Source organism: Micromonospora sp. L32, from assembly GCF_052068055.1.
Lineage (GTDB): Bacteria > Actinomycetota > Actinomycetes > Mycobacteriales > Micromonosporaceae > Micromonospora > Micromonospora purpureochromogenes.
Genome location: NZ_JBQHDD010000006.1, coordinates 145,760 through 160,011 on the forward strand (window position 1 = coordinate 145,760; position 14,252 = coordinate 160,011).

General features: G+C 72.0%; 14 protein-coding genes. 5 read left to right on the top strand and 9 right to left on the bottom strand.

Going from position 1 to position 14,252, the window contains the following annotated elements; all coding sequences use genetic code 11:
- Window positions 1–48 precede the first annotated feature (48 nt).
- From speB to ACTMTB_RS18085, 7 genes are read right to left on the bottom strand one after another with little or no spacing between them, the layout of a single operon-like run.
- Entirely contained in the window at window positions 49–1,062 is a 1,014-nt protein-coding gene (gene speB, locus ACTMTB_RS18055) for an agmatinase (protein ID WP_357610647.1), read from the bottom strand.
- Window positions 1,059–2,261 carry a saccharopine dehydrogenase family protein gene (locus ACTMTB_RS18060; RefSeq protein WP_441147079.1) on the bottom strand — a complete coding sequence of 401 codons (1,203 nt, stop codon included), beginning with the start codon at window positions 2,259–2,261 and terminating at the stop codon, window positions 1,059–1,061. Before ACTMTB_RS18060 ends, speB begins: the two co-directional genes overlap by 4 nt.
- Window positions 2,261–3,682 (bottom strand): NAD(P)/FAD-dependent oxidoreductase, encoded by a 1,422-nt coding sequence (locus tag ACTMTB_RS18065; RefSeq protein WP_441147081.1) that lies wholly within the window; start codon window positions 3,680–3,682, stop codon window positions 2,261–2,263. Before ACTMTB_RS18065 ends, ACTMTB_RS18060 begins: the two co-directional genes overlap by 1 nt.
- Complete coding sequence (locus ACTMTB_RS18070; RefSeq protein WP_441147083.1) at window positions 3,679–4,521, bottom strand: ABC transporter permease; 843 nt, start codon at window positions 4,519–4,521, stop codon at window positions 3,679–3,681. The genes ACTMTB_RS18065 and ACTMTB_RS18070 overlap by 4 nt, the downstream gene beginning before the upstream one ends.
- Before the next feature lie 58 nt (window positions 4,522–4,579).
- A complete protein-coding gene (locus ACTMTB_RS18075) occupies window positions 4,580–5,494 on the bottom strand; it encodes an ABC transporter permease (RefSeq protein WP_441147085.1) in 915 nt (304 codons plus the stop codon).
- Window positions 5,491–6,642: an ABC transporter ATP-binding protein gene (locus ACTMTB_RS18080; protein ID WP_441147087.1), complete on the bottom strand. Its 1,152-nt coding sequence runs from the start codon at window positions 6,640–6,642 to the stop codon at window positions 5,491–5,493. The genes ACTMTB_RS18075 and ACTMTB_RS18080 overlap by 4 nt, the downstream gene beginning before the upstream one ends.
- 5 nt (window positions 6,643–6,647) lie before the next feature.
- Window positions 6,648–7,832: a polyamine ABC transporter substrate-binding protein gene (locus tag ACTMTB_RS18085; protein ID WP_441147089.1), complete on the bottom strand. Its 1,185-nt coding sequence runs from the start codon at window positions 7,830–7,832 to the stop codon at window positions 6,648–6,650.
- 209 nt (window positions 7,833–8,041) lie between these two features.
- Here ACTMTB_RS18085 and ACTMTB_RS18090 point away from each other — a divergent pair, with 209 nt between their 5' ends.
- The 4 genes from ACTMTB_RS18090 (at window position 8,042) to ACTMTB_RS18105 (ending at window position 12,394) form a co-directional block, all read left to right on the top strand.
- The gene (locus ACTMTB_RS18090) at window positions 8,042–8,554 is read left to right on the top strand and encodes an Lrp/AsnC family transcriptional regulator (RefSeq protein WP_441147091.1); all 513 of its coding nucleotides are present in this window, start codon (window positions 8,042–8,044) and stop codon (window positions 8,552–8,554) included.
- Between the two features lie 299 nt (window positions 8,555–8,853).
- Window positions 8,854–10,200 carry an aspartate aminotransferase family protein gene (locus ACTMTB_RS18095; protein WP_357917712.1) on the top strand — a complete coding sequence of 449 codons (1,347 nt, stop codon included), beginning with the start codon at window positions 8,854–8,856 and terminating at the stop codon, window positions 10,198–10,200.
- Complete coding sequence (locus tag ACTMTB_RS18100) at window positions 10,185–11,018, top strand: pyridoxamine 5'-phosphate oxidase family protein (RefSeq protein ID WP_441147093.1); 834 nt, start codon at window positions 10,185–10,187, stop codon at window positions 11,016–11,018. The genes ACTMTB_RS18095 and ACTMTB_RS18100 overlap by 16 nt, the downstream gene beginning before the upstream one ends.
- Entirely contained in the window at window positions 11,018–12,394 is a 1,377-nt protein-coding gene (locus tag ACTMTB_RS18105) for an NAD(P)/FAD-dependent oxidoreductase (protein ID WP_441147094.1), read from the top strand. Before ACTMTB_RS18100 ends, ACTMTB_RS18105 begins: the two co-directional genes overlap by 1 nt.
- Window positions 12,395–12,543: 149 nt before the next feature.
- Here ACTMTB_RS18105 and ACTMTB_RS18110 read toward each other — a convergent pair whose 3' ends face one another.
- Window positions 12,544–12,912, bottom strand: coding sequence for a DUF3499 domain-containing protein (locus ACTMTB_RS18110; RefSeq protein ID WP_179803193.1), 369 nt, complete (start codon window positions 12,910–12,912; stop codon window positions 12,544–12,546).
- 154 nt (window positions 12,913–13,066) lie between these two features.
- On the opposite strand from ACTMTB_RS18110, the gene ACTMTB_RS18115 reads away from it, so the two are divergent.
- The gene (locus ACTMTB_RS18115) at window positions 13,067–13,516 is read left to right on the top strand and encodes a metallopeptidase family protein (protein ID WP_088963879.1); all 450 of its coding nucleotides are present in this window, start codon (window positions 13,067–13,069) and stop codon (window positions 13,514–13,516) included.
- 82 nt (window positions 13,517–13,598) lie between these two features.
- Here the strand turns inward: ACTMTB_RS18115 and ACTMTB_RS18120 are convergent, their stop codons facing one another.
- The gene (locus tag ACTMTB_RS18120) at window positions 13,599–13,856 is read right to left on the bottom strand and encodes a WhiB family transcriptional regulator (protein ID WP_088980572.1); all 258 of its coding nucleotides are present in this window, start codon (window positions 13,854–13,856) and stop codon (window positions 13,599–13,601) included.
- Window positions 13,857–14,252 lie beyond the last annotated feature (396 nt).

The following is a 14,252-nucleotide window of genomic DNA, read 5'->3' on the forward strand; positions in this document are numbered from 1 at the left end:
GCGGGGCGGGGCGGGGCGGGGTGGGGTGGGGTGGGGCGGGGGCGCGGGTCAGCGGCCGTCCAGCAGCGGCTGTCGCGGATCCCACGGCGGCCCGCCGGCCGCGTCCCGGCGCCGCCGGGCGATGGCCGACAACGCCTCCAGGACCACCCGGTTGCCCAGGTACGCGGTGATGTCGGCGTGGTCGTACGGCGGGGCGACCTCGACCACGTCCACCCCGACCACGGGCAGTTCGTAGCAGACCCGGCGGACCGCGTCGAGCAACTGCCGGGAGGTCAGGCCGCCCGGCTCCGGCGTGCCGGTGCCCGGTGCCATGCCCGGGTCGACCACGTCCACGTCGACGGAGAGGAAGACCCCCTCGCACTCGTCGGTCGCGATCGTGAAGGCCTCCGACAGGCAGGTGTCGAGGCCGCGCGACACCAGCTCGGTCATCTCGTAGGAGCGCATCCGCTGGGCGGCCATCCACGCCAGGGTGGGCGGGTCGGGCCAGTAGCCGCGCAGGCCGATCTGGAGGAACCGGTCGCCGCGTACCGCGCCGGACTCGATGAGCCGGCGCATCGGCTGGCCGTGCCCGTGCAATGAGCCGAACTCGATGTGTCCGGTGTCCGCGTGCGCGTCGAAGTGCACCAGCGACACCCGGCCGAGCCCGTGCTGCCGGGCGACCCCGGTGGCGTCGGGCAGGGCGATGGAGTGGTCCCCACCGAGGACGATCGGGATCGCGCCGGCGGCGGCGACGGCGTACACGGCGGCCTCCAGCGACGCCAGCGACCGCTCGATGTCGCCGGAGAACATCTCCACGTCACCGGCGTCGTAGACCCGCAGGTCGCGCAGCCCGTCGACGCGCATCGCCAGGGACGGGCGGGAGCCGTCGTGCGGCAGGTAGCAGGCCTGTCGGATGGCGGACGGGCCGAAGCGGGTGCCGGGCCGGTGCGAGGTACCGCCGTCGAAGGGCGCACCGACGATGACGACGTCGGCGTCCGCGTACGACGCGGGGTCGTCCAGGGTGCAGCGGTCCACCCCGAGGAAGGTGACGTCGGGGCCGTACATCGGGCCGTAGCGGTTCATCGCTCCTGGATCCCCCACGGCGAGCCGTACCCGGTGAGCAGGTCGAGGAAGGGGCGGGGCGGCAGCGCCTCGGGGCCGATCACCCCGGTCCCCGACCACGCGCCGGTGGCGAGCAGTTCCAGGGCCACCACCGGGTTCACCGCGGTCTGCCAGACGACGGCCTGGTGGCCGTACTCCCGCATGGACCACTCGTTGTCGACCACGTGGTAGAGGTAGACCTCACGCGGCTGCCCGTCCTTGCCGGTGCCGGTGACCCAGGTGCCGGCGCAGGTCTTGCCGCGCATCCGGTCGCCCAGGGTGGCCGGGTCGGGCAGGCTGGCGGCCACCACGTCCCGGGGCGACACCTCGACGCCCCGGACGGAGACCGGAGCGGTCGAGTCGAGGCCGACCTTGTGCAGGGCCTTCAGCACCTCGATGAACTCGTCGCCCAGGCCGTACTTGAAGGTGACCCGCTTCGCCTTCACCCAGCGCGGGATGAGCAGCACCTCCTCGTGCTCGACGTTGACGCACTCGACCGGGCCGATCCCCTCCGGGAAGTCGAAGACCTCCGGCTCGCTGAACGGCTCGGTGGTGTACCAGCCCCGGCCGGCCTCCCAGATCACCGGCGGGTTCAGGCACTCCTCGATGGTGGTCCAGATGGAGAACGACGGCGCGAAGTCGTAGCCGTCGACGGTGAGGTTGGCGCCGTCGCGGACGCCGATCTCGTCGATCTCGTCGAACAGCTCGTCGGCGGCGTACCGGGCGAAGACGTCCGACAGGCCCGGCTCGATGCCGATGCCGCAGAGCGCCAGCCGGCCGCCCGCCGCCCACCGGTCGGTGACGGCGAACTGGTCGTCGCCGAGCTTCACCCCGGTCTCGGCGTAGGGGCGGGACGGGTGCGGGTGGGACAGCGACATGGCCATGTCGAGGTAGTCGGCCCCGGCGGCGAAGGCGCCGTCGAAGATCGGCATGACGAAGCGCGGGTCGACCGCGTTGAGCACGTGGGTGATCCGGTGCTCCCGGCAGAGCGCGGCGACCGCGTCGGCGGCGGAGGCGTCCACCTTGGCGGCGACGAACTGGTCACCGTGCCCGGCCACGGCACGCTCGGCGCGGCCGAGGTCGTAGTCGGCGACGACCATGGTCTCGAAGAAGGAACGGCGGGCGGCGATGGCGACAGCGGCGGAGCCGACGCCACCGGCGCCGACGAGCAGGATGCGCATCAGGAATCAAACCCCAAACCAAGGCGATCGAGAGTACGGAGCCAGACGTTGCGCCGGCCCTCGCGCGCGTCGGCGCGGGCGAGCGACCAGCGGGTGAGGTTGATGCCGGCGGCCCGGACGGGCTCCGGCGGGAACGGCAGCGGCGTGCTGCGGACCAGGTCGAGCCGGGTCAGCGGGGTTTCCTCGCCGCTGAGCAGGTCGAGCATCACCCGCGCGCCGAACCGGGTGGCGCCGACGCCGAGCCCGGTGTAGCCGGCCGCGTACGCCAGCCGGCCGTCGTAGGCGGTGCCGAAGAACGGGCAGAACCGGGTGCAGGTGTCGATCACCCCGCCCCAGCGGTGGCTGAAGCGCAAGTCCTCCAGCTGGGGGAACGTGGTGAAGAAGTGGTCGGCGAGGGCGGTGAAGGTGGCCGGTCGCTGCTCGAGTTCGGGGGCTATGCGGTTGCCGTAGTGGTAGACCGCGTCGTAGCCGCCGAAGAGGATCCGCTGATCGCCGGTGATCCGGTAGTAGTGGAACTGGTTGCCGGTGTCCGCCAGCCCCTGCCGGTTACGCCAGCCGATCGCGTCCCGCTGCGCCGGGGTCAGCGGCTCGGTCATCAGGGCGTAGTCGTAGACCGGCACGAGCCAGGCGCGCAGCCGGCGCAGCAGCGGCGGGAAGGCGTTGGTGGCGAGCACCACCTGCCGGGCCCGTACCGCCCCCGGCGCCGCGTCCGGCCCGCCGGCGGTCGCCGCCCGCAGCGCCGCGCCGTCGCGGCGCAGCCCGGTCACCCGGGTGTGCTCGTGGATCCGCACCCCCTCGTCGAGGCAGGCCCGGCGCAGGCCCCAGGCCAGCTTCGCCGGGTCCAGCATGGCCACCCGGTCGGCGTCCCACAGCCCACCGAGGTACGTCGGCGAGTCCACCTCGGCGCGCACCTCGTCGCGGTCGAGCAGCCGCACGTCGTGGCCGTACCGGCGGGCCAGCTCGGTCTCCTCGGCCAGCCCGGCGAGCTGGTACGGCTCGACCGCCACCGCCAGCTCGCCGGTGCGCTCGAACTCGCAGTCGATCCCATACGCCTCGACGGTCGCCGCGATCGCGGCCAGGTTCTCCCGGCCGAGCCGCTCCAGCTCGTCGATCTCGCCGGGGAAGCGGTCCACGCCGTTGGCCAGCCCGTGGGTCAGCGAGGCGGCGCAGAACCCGCCGTTGCGCCCGGACGCCGCCCAGCCGCAGGTGCCCGCCTCGACCAGCAGCACGTCCCGCGCGGGATCGTCGCGTTTGGCGAGCAGCGCCGCCCACAGGCCGCTGTAGCCGCCGCCGACGACCAGCAGGTCGGCGGTGTGCGTACCGTGCAGCGGCGGCAGCGGGTCGGGTCGTTCCGGGCGGTCGAGCCAGTAGGGCACGGGCGCCGCCTCGGCGAGCGCCCGGCCGGTATGCGGGAGGATCATGACGGGCTCTTCGCCCGCCGACCGGCCGCCGGGGCGACCGCGAGGTGGCTGCGGCGGGCCTTTCGTCCGCGCAGCGAGCTGGCCCCGACCAGCAGCAGCGCGATCACGAACATCGCCGTGCCGATCACGTTGACCTGCGGCGGAATGCCCCGCTGGGCGGCGCCCCAGACGTACATCGGGAAGGTGACCGTGGTGCCGGCGTTGAAGTTCGTGATGATGAAGTCGTCGAAGCTGAGCGAGAAGGCGAGCAGCGCGGCGGCCACGATGCCGGGCAGCACCAGCGGCAGGGTGATCCGCCGGAACGTCTGCCACTCGCTGGCGTAGAGGTCCATCGCGGCCTCCTCCAGCCGCCGGTCCATCCCGGCCAGCCGCGCCTTGACCGTCACCACCACGAACGACACGCAGAACATGACGTGCGCGATGACGATGGTCCAGAAGCCCTGCGGCACGCCGGCGGAGACGAAGAGGGCGAGCAGCGAGGTGCCCATCACCAGCTCCGGGGTGGCCATCGGCAGGAAGATCAGCAGGTTGATCCCGGTACGGCCGCGGAACCGGTGCCGGACCAGGGCGAACGCCATCAGGGTGCCGATCACGGTGGCGACGACGGTGGCGATGAAGCCGATCTGCACGCTGCGGACCACCGCATCGCACATCTCGGAGGTGGCGCAGGGCTGCCGCCAGTTGTCCAGGGTGAACTCGTGGAAGTCGTACGACAGCCGGCTGGACGGGCGGTTGAAGGAGAGGCCGGCCACCACCAGGATCGGCAGGGAGAGGTAGCCGAGCACCAGCAGGGCCACGGCCATCACCCAGCGGTCGGCCAGCCATCGGGACAGCCTCATCAGAGCCCACCTTCATTCGCGACTGCGGGGCTCCGCTCCGCTGCACTCCTCGCGCTCATCAGACCACCTCATCGGTGCCGGCGCGGCGCAGGTAGACGAAGACCACCGCGAGGATCGCCGCCATCAGCAGGAACGACAGCGCCGCGCCCTGCGGGTAGTCCAGTCGGACCAGGAACGCCGAGTCGATGACGTTGCCGATCATGTATTCGTTCGGGGTGCCGAGCAGTTCCGCGTTGATGTAGTCACCGGTGGCCGGGATGAAGAAGAGCAGCGTGCCGGCGATCAGGCCGGGCATGGACAGCGGCAGGGTGACCCGGCGGAACGCCTGCACCGGGCTGGCGTACAGGTCGCTCGCCGCCTCCAGCAGCCGGTAGTCCAGCCGCTCCAGGCTCGCGTACAGCGGCAGCACCAGGAACGGCAGGAAGTTGTAGGTCAGGCCGAGGATCACCGCGACCGGGGTGGCGAGCAGCCGGCCGTCGGGCGCGAGCAGGTGCAGGTCGCGCAGCAGGCCGACCAGCGCGCCGTTGTCCGACAGGATGGTCTTCCAGGCCAGGGTGCGCACCAGGAAACTGGTGAACATCGGGGCGACCACGCAGACCAGCAGCAGGTTCTTCCACCGGCCGGCCTTCTGCGCGATCGCGTAGGCCAGCGGGTAGCCCATCAGCAAGGCCAGCACCAGCGCGATCCCGGCGTAGCCGAAGGAGCGGGCGAACTGCGGCCAGTACGCCTGCAACGCGTCCGGGTAGTTGCCGAACGCCCAGGTCAGCGCGTACCCGGTGGAGAGCGAGCCGCTGGGGTCGTAGAGGCTGGCCGCGGCCAGTTGCAGCAGCGGCAGGCCGAAGAAGACGAACAGCCAGGCCGCGCCGGGCAGCAACAGCAGGTACGGCAGCAGCCGGTGCCGGCCCCGCCGGGGCGGTGGCGGCGCGGCGGCCACCTGCCCCGACGGGGTCGGTACGTGGGACAGCGCGGTCATGAGGCCGCACCCACCGGCTCGTCGAGCAGCGGGGTGGTGCGGTCGTCCTGGCCCGGCTCACGGGGCAGCAGGAAGGCGTGCCGGGGGTGCCAGTGCGCCACCACCCGGGTGCCGACCGGCAACTGGCCGCCCGCGCCGCTGTTAGCCGCGAACGCGGAGAGCTCGCTCCCCCAGCCGGTGCGGACCAGGTACTGGGTGCTGACGCCCACGTAGGAGGCGTCGGTGACCACACCCTCGATGTGCTGGTGCCCGTCGGGCACCTGGTCGGCGGAGCCGACCAGGTGCAGCTTCTCCGGGCGTACCCCCAGGTAGACCGCGCCCCGGTCGGCGCGGGCGCGATCGGCGGGCACTGAGAAGCGGGCGCCGTGGGCGGTGACCGGCACCGCGGTGCCGGCGGTGCCCGCGGCCTCGGCGGCCAGCAGGTTGGACTGGCCGAGGAAGTTCGCCACGAACGCGGTGGCCGGGAACTCGTAGATGTCGGCCGGTGCGCCGAGCTGCTCGATCCGGCCGGCGTTCATCACCGCGACCGTGTCGGCCATGGTCATGGCCTCCTCCTGGTCGTGGGTGACGTGCACGAAGGTGATCCCGACCTCGGTCTGGATCCGCTTCAGCTCGATCTGCATCTGCCGCCGCAGCTTCAGGTCGAGCGCGCCCAGCGGCTCGTCGAGCAGCAGCACCTGCGGGCGGTTGATCAGCGCGCGGGCCAGGGCGACCCGCTGCTGCTGCCCACCGGAGAGCTGCGCGGGGCGCCGGCTGCCGTAGTCGTCGAGCTGCACCAGCGACAGCATCCGCATGACCTCGTCGTCGACCGAGCGGATGCCGCGCCGGCGCAGCCCGAACGCCACGTTCTCGAAGATGTTCAGGTGCGGGAAGAGCGCGTAGCTCTGGAACACGGTGTTCACCGGCCGCTTGTACGGCCGCAACCGGGCGATGTCCCGGTCGCCGAGCAGCACCTGCCCGCTGGTCGGTTCCTCCAGTCCGGCGATCATCCGCAGCGTGGTGGTCTTGCCGCAGCCGGACGCCCCGAGCAGGGCGAAGAACGAGCCCTGCGGGATGGTCAGGCTGAGGTCGTCCACCGCGGTGAAGACGCCGAACCGCTTGGTGAGGTTGGCCAGCCTCAGGTCGCCGGCCGGTGACTCGTGTCCCATCGTCCTCACGCCCCGATGACCTGCTGGAACTTCGTTTCGTACTCCTTCTCCTGCTTCTCGTCCAAGGCCATGAAGACCTTGGACTTCGACAGGAGGGCCTCGTCCGGGAAGATCAGCGGGTTGGCCGCCAGCTCCGGGTCGATCTTCTCCATCTCGGCCTGCGCGCCCTTGACCGGGCAGATGTAGTTGACGTACGCGGCGAGCTGCGCCGCGACCGCCGGCTCGTAGTAGTAGTTGATCAGCGCTTCGGCGTTGCCCTTGTGGGTGGCCTTGTTCGGCACCATCATGTTGTCGCTGAACAGCATCACGCCCGACTCGGGCGAGACGAACTTGATCTTCTCGTCCTCGCCGGTGAGCTGGATGACGTCGCCGGACCAGCCGATGCAGGCGGCGATGTCGCCCTTGGCGAGGTCCGGGGCGTAGTCGTTGCCGGTGAACTTGCGGATCTGCCCGGAGTCGACGGCCTTCTTGAGCTTGTTGAGCGCGTCGTCGAACTGGGCCCCGGTGAAGTTGGCCGGGTCGTGCCCGTTGGACTGCAGCAGCAGACCCATGGTGTCCCGCATCTCGGACAGCGCGGTCACCTTGCCCTTCAGGTCGGGGCGGGTCAGCAGCTCGTCGACGGTGCGAAGCTCCTTGGTGACGTTGCCGTTGTAGGCCAGGCCGGCCAGGCCGGACTGCCACGGGATGGCGATCCGGTTGTCCGGGTCGAAGGACCGGTTGATCAGCGACGGCAGCAGGTTGGCCGCCACGTTCGGGATCTTCGCCGGGTCGAGCTTCTGGATCCAGCCGAGCCGGATCATCCGGGCGGCCATCCAGTCGGTGAGGACGATGATGTCCCGGTCAGTGCTCTGGCAGCTGGCCAGCTGGTTCTGCACCTTGCCGAAGAACTCGTTGTTGTCGTTGATGTCCTCGGTGTAGGTGACCTGGATGCCGGTCTTCTGGACGAACGCGTCGAGGCTGGGCCGCTTCGACTCGTCCTTCTCGTCCACGTCCATGTACTGCGGCCAGTTGGCGAAGGCCAGCTTCTTCTCCGTCGCGGAGAGGTCCTCGCTCTTGCAGCCCTCCTCGGTCTGGGTCGCGGCCTTGGTGCCGCAGCCGGCGAGCGCGCCGCCCGCGGCGAGCAGGGCGGCCGAGGAGAGGGTGCCGGTGAGCAGTCCACGCCTGGTGAAGGGCTTCAGGGGAGTTCGCATGTGACGACTCCTAGGGGGTCGTCCGTCGGCGGCGGGGACGGGGGTGACGCGCCGGCGGGAGGTGTCAGGTGCCTGGGACGACTGATCCTGACATGAGGTGACCGACCCCACAAGGGATTCCGTTGCGGGAATAGCAATGGACGACGAAATACGCCACACTGCCCGATGGCACTAGGCTCACCCGGGCGAACGGACATGGGGAGTGGTCGATGACGAACCGGCAGCAGGACAACGGCAACGGCGGGCGGCGGGTGGCTGTCCGCGAGGGCGCCAGCCACGCCCTGCTCGACGACGTGGCGAAGCAGATCATCGAGCAGCTCCAGGAGGACGGCCGCCGGCCGTACGCGACCATCGGCAAGGCCGTCGGGCTCTCCGAGGCGGCGGTGCGGCAGCGGGTGCAGCGGCTGCTCGACGCCGGGGTGATGCAGATCGTCGCCGTCACCGACCCGCTCCAGCTCGGGTTCCCCCGCCAGGCCATGATCGGCCTGCGTACCGACGGCGACCTGGAGGCCGTGGCCGACCGGCTCGCCGAGTTCGAGGAGATCGACTACGTGGTGATCACCGCCGGCTCGTTCGACCTGCTGGCCGAGGTGGTCTGCCGCAACGACGCCCACCTGCTGGAGATCCTGCAGAAGCTGCGCGCCGTCCCCGGGGTGCTGGCGACCGAGGCGTTCGTCTACCTCAAGCTGCGCAAGCAGACCTACAGCTGGGGTACGGCCTGATCAACGCCGCTTTTTGGTCCACCCCGTTTGCGGCGTGTCGCGGTATCCCACCGCCCGGATGCCGCGACACGCCGCAAACGGAGTGGACCTTGAGGCTGCCCGTCCTTGCGCGGGGCCGACCCGGCCCGGTCTGGCTGTACGGAATCCGTAGCGCCAGCCACGGACGGTCGCAGATTTCGTTGCTTCCACGACGATTGACTGCCGATCCCACTTGCCTCGGGCCGTCGGACTGTGCGATAACCGTGGGCAGAGCGGCCGGCGTCACCCCTTGGACCGGCCCGAGACGCTATGGGGCTGACATGGCCAACGCCACCGACCACCTCTGGATGCACTTCACCCGGATGGCCAGCTACTCCGCCGGCGAGGTGCCGACCATCGTCCGCGGCGAGGGCGCGTACGTCTGGGACTCCCAGGGCCGCCGGTACCTGGACGGACTCGCCGGGCTCTTCGTCGTCAACGCCGGTCACGGGCGTACCGAGCTGGCCGAGGCGGCCGCCAAGCAGGCCGGCGAGCTGGCCTACTTCCCGCTCTGGTCGTACGCCCACCCGAAGGCCGTCGAGCTGGCGGAGAAGATCGCCTCGCTCACCCCGGGCGACCTGAACCGGGTCTTCTTCACCACCGGCGGCTCCGAGGCCGTCGAGGCGGCGTGGAAGCTGGCCCGGGCGTACTTCAAGCGCACCGGCCAGCCGAACAAGCACAAGGTGGTCAGCCGGTACATCGCCTACCACGGCACCTCGATGGGCGCGCTGTCGATCACCGGCCTGCCCGGCATCAAGAGCGACTTCGAGCCGCTGGTGCCCGGCGGCATCAAGGTGCCGAACACCAACTTCTACCGCGCCCCGGAGCACGGCGACTCGCCCGAGGCGTTCGGCCGCTGGGCCGCCGAGGAGATCCGCCGCGCCATCGAGCGCGAGGGGCCGGACACTGTCGCCGCGGTCTTCCTGGAGCCGGTGCAGAACTCCGGCGGCTGTTTCCCGCCGCCGCCCGGCTACTTCGAGCGGGTCCGGGAGATCTGCGACGCGTACGACGTGCTGCTCGTCTCCGACGAGGTGATCTGCTCGTGGGGCCGGCTCGGCGAGTACTTCGGCGCCGTCCGCTACGGCTACCAGCCCGACATCATCACCACCGCCAAGGGCATCACCTCCGGGTACGCCCCGCTCGGCGCGATGATCGCCAGCGAGCGGCTGATGGAGCCGTTCCTCACCGAGACCGGCATGTTCGCCCACGGGGTGACCTTCGGCGGCCACCCGGTCTCCTGCGCGGTGGCCCTGGCCAACCTGGAGGTCTTCGCCCGCGAGGACCTCATCGGCCACGTCCGGGCCAACGAGGGCGCCTTCCGGTCCACCCTGGAGAAGCTCAACGACCTGCCCATCGTCGGCGACGTCCGGGGCGACGGCTACTTCTACGGCATCGAGCTGGTCAAGGACAAGGCGACCCGGGAGACCTTCGACGAGGCCGAGTCCGAGCGGCTGCTGCGCGGCTTCCTCTCCACCGCGCTCTTCCAGGCCGGGCTCTACTGCCGCGCCGACGACCGGGGCGACCCCGTGGTGCAGCTCGCCCCGCCGCTGATCGCCGATCAGCAGCAGTTCGACGAGATCGAGCAGATCCTGCGCGCCGTGCTGACCGAGGCATGGAACCGCCTCTGAGCGGCGGGCCCGGGCTGGACGGGGCCGGCTCCCGGGACACCGGGAGCCGGCCCCGCACCGCACCGGCCACCGCCGACACCGGGAGCCGGACCGCGAGCACCCAGGCGGCCGCACCGGCCACCGCCGACACCGGGAGCCGGACCGCGAGCACCCAGGCGGCCGCACCGGCCGGCGGCGGGACCGGGGGCGGCGCGGCCGTCGGCGGCACCGACCGCACCCGGGTACGCCGGCTGCCCGAGCTCGCCGTCCACGACCGGGCCACCCTGCACGCCGTCCTCGACGCCGGCCGGGTCGGTCACCTGGCCATCACCGACGGGCGTCAGCCGTACGCGCTGCCGGTGGCCTACGCCCGCGACGGCGAGCGGGTGCTGCTGCACGGCTCGACCGGCAGCCGACTGTTCCGGCACCTCGCGGCGGGCGCGCCGGCCTGCCTGACGGTGACCCTGCTCGACGGTCTCGTGCTGGCCCGCAGCGCCTTCGCCTCCTCGATGAACTACCGGTGCGCGATGGTGCTCGGCGAGCTGAGCGTGGTCGACGGCGACGACCGGCTGGCCGCCCTGGAACGCATCTCCGAGCAGCTGCTGCCCGGCCGCTGGGCGGCGATCCGGCCGCCGTCGGCGAAGGAGCTGGCCGCCACGCTGGTGCTCGCCCTGCGGCTGGACGAGTGCTCGGTGAAGGTCAGCGCCGGCCCGCCCGACGACCCCGACGACGACCTCGACCGGCCGGTCTGGGCCGGGGTGGTGCCGGTGGTGGAGACGCTCGGCAGCCCGCAGCCCGACCCACGGCTGCGCCACGACCTGCCCCCACCGGAGTGGTGATGCGTTACCAGGAGCTGTCCCACTGGCTGTCCACCGTGGACGAGCCGCTGGACCCGCGCCCGTCGCTGCCCGGCGACGCCGACGCCGACGTGGTGATCGTCGGCGCCGGCTACACCGGGCTGTGGACGGCGTACCACCTCGCGACCGCCGACCCGTCGCTGCGGATCACCGTGCTGGAGGCCGAGATCGCCGGGTACGGCGCCTCGGGGCGCAACGGCGGCTGGTGCTCCGCACTGTTCCCCACCTCGCTGCCCGCGCTGGCCCGCCGGCACGGCCGGGACCGGGCGCTGGCCATGCAGCGGGCCATGCAGCAGACCGTGCGCGAGGTCGGCCGGGTGGTCGCCGCCGAGGGCATCGACTGCGACTGGCACCAGGGCGGGACGGTGGTGCTGGCCCGGTCGCAGGCCCAGCTCGGCCGGGCCCGGGCCGAGGTGGCCACGGCCCGCGCGCACGGTCTCGATCCCGACGACCTGGTGCTGCTCGACGCCACCGAGGCGTCCGCCCGGTGCGCCGCCGAGGGGGTGCTCGGCGCGACGTACACCCCGCACTGCGCGGTGGTGCACCCGGCGAAGCTGGTCCGTGGGCTGGCCCGGGCGGTCGAGCGCCACGGGGTACGCCTGCACGAACGCACCCCGGTCACCGCGATCCGGGCCGGCGCCGCGGTCACCCCGTACGGCACGGTCCGGGCGCCCGTGGTGGTGCGGGCCACCGAGGGGTACACGCCGGGGCTGCCCGGGCAGCGGCGCGCCATCGCCCCGGTCTACTCGCTGATGGTGGCCACCGAGCCGCTGTCCGCGCAGACCTGGGACCGGATCGGGCTGGCCGAGCGGGAGACGTTCTCCGACCACCGGCACGTCATCATCTACGGCCAGCGCACCGCCGACGGCCGGTTGGCCTTCGGCGGGCGGGGCGCGCCCTACCACTTCGGCTCCCGGGTCTCCCCCGCGTACGACCGGGAGCCGGCGGTCTTCCGCACGCTGCGCCGGGTGCTGGGCGAACTCTTCCCCGTGCTCGGCCCCGAGGTGCCGGTCACCCACACCTGGGGCGGCCCGCTCGGGGTCGCCCGGGACTGGTCCGCCTCGGTGGGGCTGGACCGCGCGACGGGTCTCGGCTGGGCGGGCGGCTACGTCGGCGACGGGGTCGGCACCAGCAACCTGGCCGGCCGTACCCTCGCCGACCTGATCCGCGGCGTGAACAGCGACCTGACGACGCTCCCCTGGGTCAACCACCGCTCACCGAAGTGGGAACCGGAGCCCCTGCGCTGGCTGGCCGTCAACGCCGGCCTACGCCTGATGTTCTCCGCCGACCGCGCCGAGCACCGCAAGGGCCGCCCCTCCCGCCGCGCCGCCGCCTTCTCCCGCCTCCTCGGCCACTGACCCACCCGCTCCCACCCCACCCCCCACCCCACCCCGCTACATCCCGTTGATCATGAGGTTATTGCCGCCCGCCTCGGCGTGTCGTGGCAACAACTTCATGATCAACGGAGGATGAGGGCCCGGGGCCGGGGTGGGCAGGGGGGGGTGGGTTAGTGGTTGGGGGGGATTACGCGGAGGTGGCCTCGGCGGCCGGTGTGGGGGGAGGGGTGGGCGGTCTGGTCGTCCTCGGGGGGGCGGGGGGTCACGGGGCGGGCGGCCTCGCGGACGGCCTCGGCCAGGGCCACCAGGTCGTCGGTGGTGGGCGGCGGCGGCTCGAACTCGCCCTCGTGCCGGACCACGTCCCAGCCCCGGGGAGCGGTCAGGCTCCGGGCGTGCGGCTCACAGAGGTCGTACGTGTGCGGCTCGGCGAAGGCCGCCAACGGGCCCACCACCGCGGTCGACTCGTTGTAGACATAGGTCAATGTGGCGACCGCTTGCCGGGGGCAGCCGTTACGGGAGCAGCGCCGTGGTGACCTCACGGCGGCAGGGTATCCCCATTACCGGGTCCGGCGCACCGGTTCGCGTTGCGACACGCCCGTCACGGTGATCACAATTCGCGCCCGCCCGACCCCGCCGCGCCAGGAGTGCGGCGCTGCCGCAGGCCAGGCCGGCCCGGGAGCTACCCTGTGCCTCATGACGAGCCCGGAACACCGCCGCCCCGGCTCCGGCCGGCGCACCCACCGCGACCGCCACGGTCGTGGCCTGCGGGGGCGGCTGGTGCCGGCGACCGTCCCGCTGGCCCGCACCAAGGCCGAGGTCTTCGACGACCTGGTGCTGGACACCGTCGAGACGCTGGAGCGCCGCTTCGCCAAGGAGCTGGCCGGCGTCGAGTTCGCCGTCGAGGACGTCCCGCCGGACCTGAACGTCTACGACTCGGACGTGCTCGAGGACGGCGAGGTGCCGCTGGCCCGGCTGCTGCCGGGGCGCCCCGGCCGGCAGGAGGTGCCGCCCCGCATCGTGCTCTACCGCCGGCCGCTGGAGTTCCGCGCGATGGACCGCGAGGACCTGGCCGACCTGGTGCACGACGTGATCATCGAGCAGGTGGCGAACCTGCTCGGGGTCGACCCGGACGAGCTGGCCTGACCCCCCTCGGTCGGGCCGCCCCCGCGGCACCGACCCGGGCGTGAGCCGGGCGGCCCCCACCGCCCCGGCCCCACACGTCAGCTCAGGCGACCCGCCGCTTGAGCTTGCGCCGCTCCCGCTCGGAGAGCCCGCCCCAGATCCCGAACCGCTCGTCGTGACCGAGAGCGTATTCGAGGCATTCCGTCTTGACCTCGCACCGCGAGCAGATCCGCTTCGCCTCGCGGGTCGAGCCGCCCTTCTCGGGAAAGAACGCTTCCGGATCGGTCTGCGAGCAGAGCGCCCGCTCCTGCCACTCCGGCGCGTTTCCGAGCAGGTCGGCCACCTCAAGCTGGCCGTCCATCAGATGCCTCCTTGTCGCGCACCGGCGTCATCGCCGCTGCAACCCCCCACGCGAAAGGCGTGCTTGTCCGTACGGTCCCCATTTGTTGCGTTCCGTGCGAACAACCCCATTCAAATTACACGCGTGTAATGCGTGCGCCGTCAAGCTGAACTTGATAATGGAGTCGCCCTCCCGACACCGTTCGAGCGACCACTTCGGTCGCCCGCCTCGCAACCTGCCCTATCGATTCAGACCCCGGCCGAGTAACGCCCTCTCCGGCGAGTTGCCCGAGATTTCTGCCGTGGCGTGCCCATCGTGGACGCCGCCGGGGTACGCCGGCGAAGGCTCCGGTGGACCAGCCATCAAGATCGAGTTCTTGGTGGGGCACAGGTTAACGCGGTTCGGCCACGGCCGCCC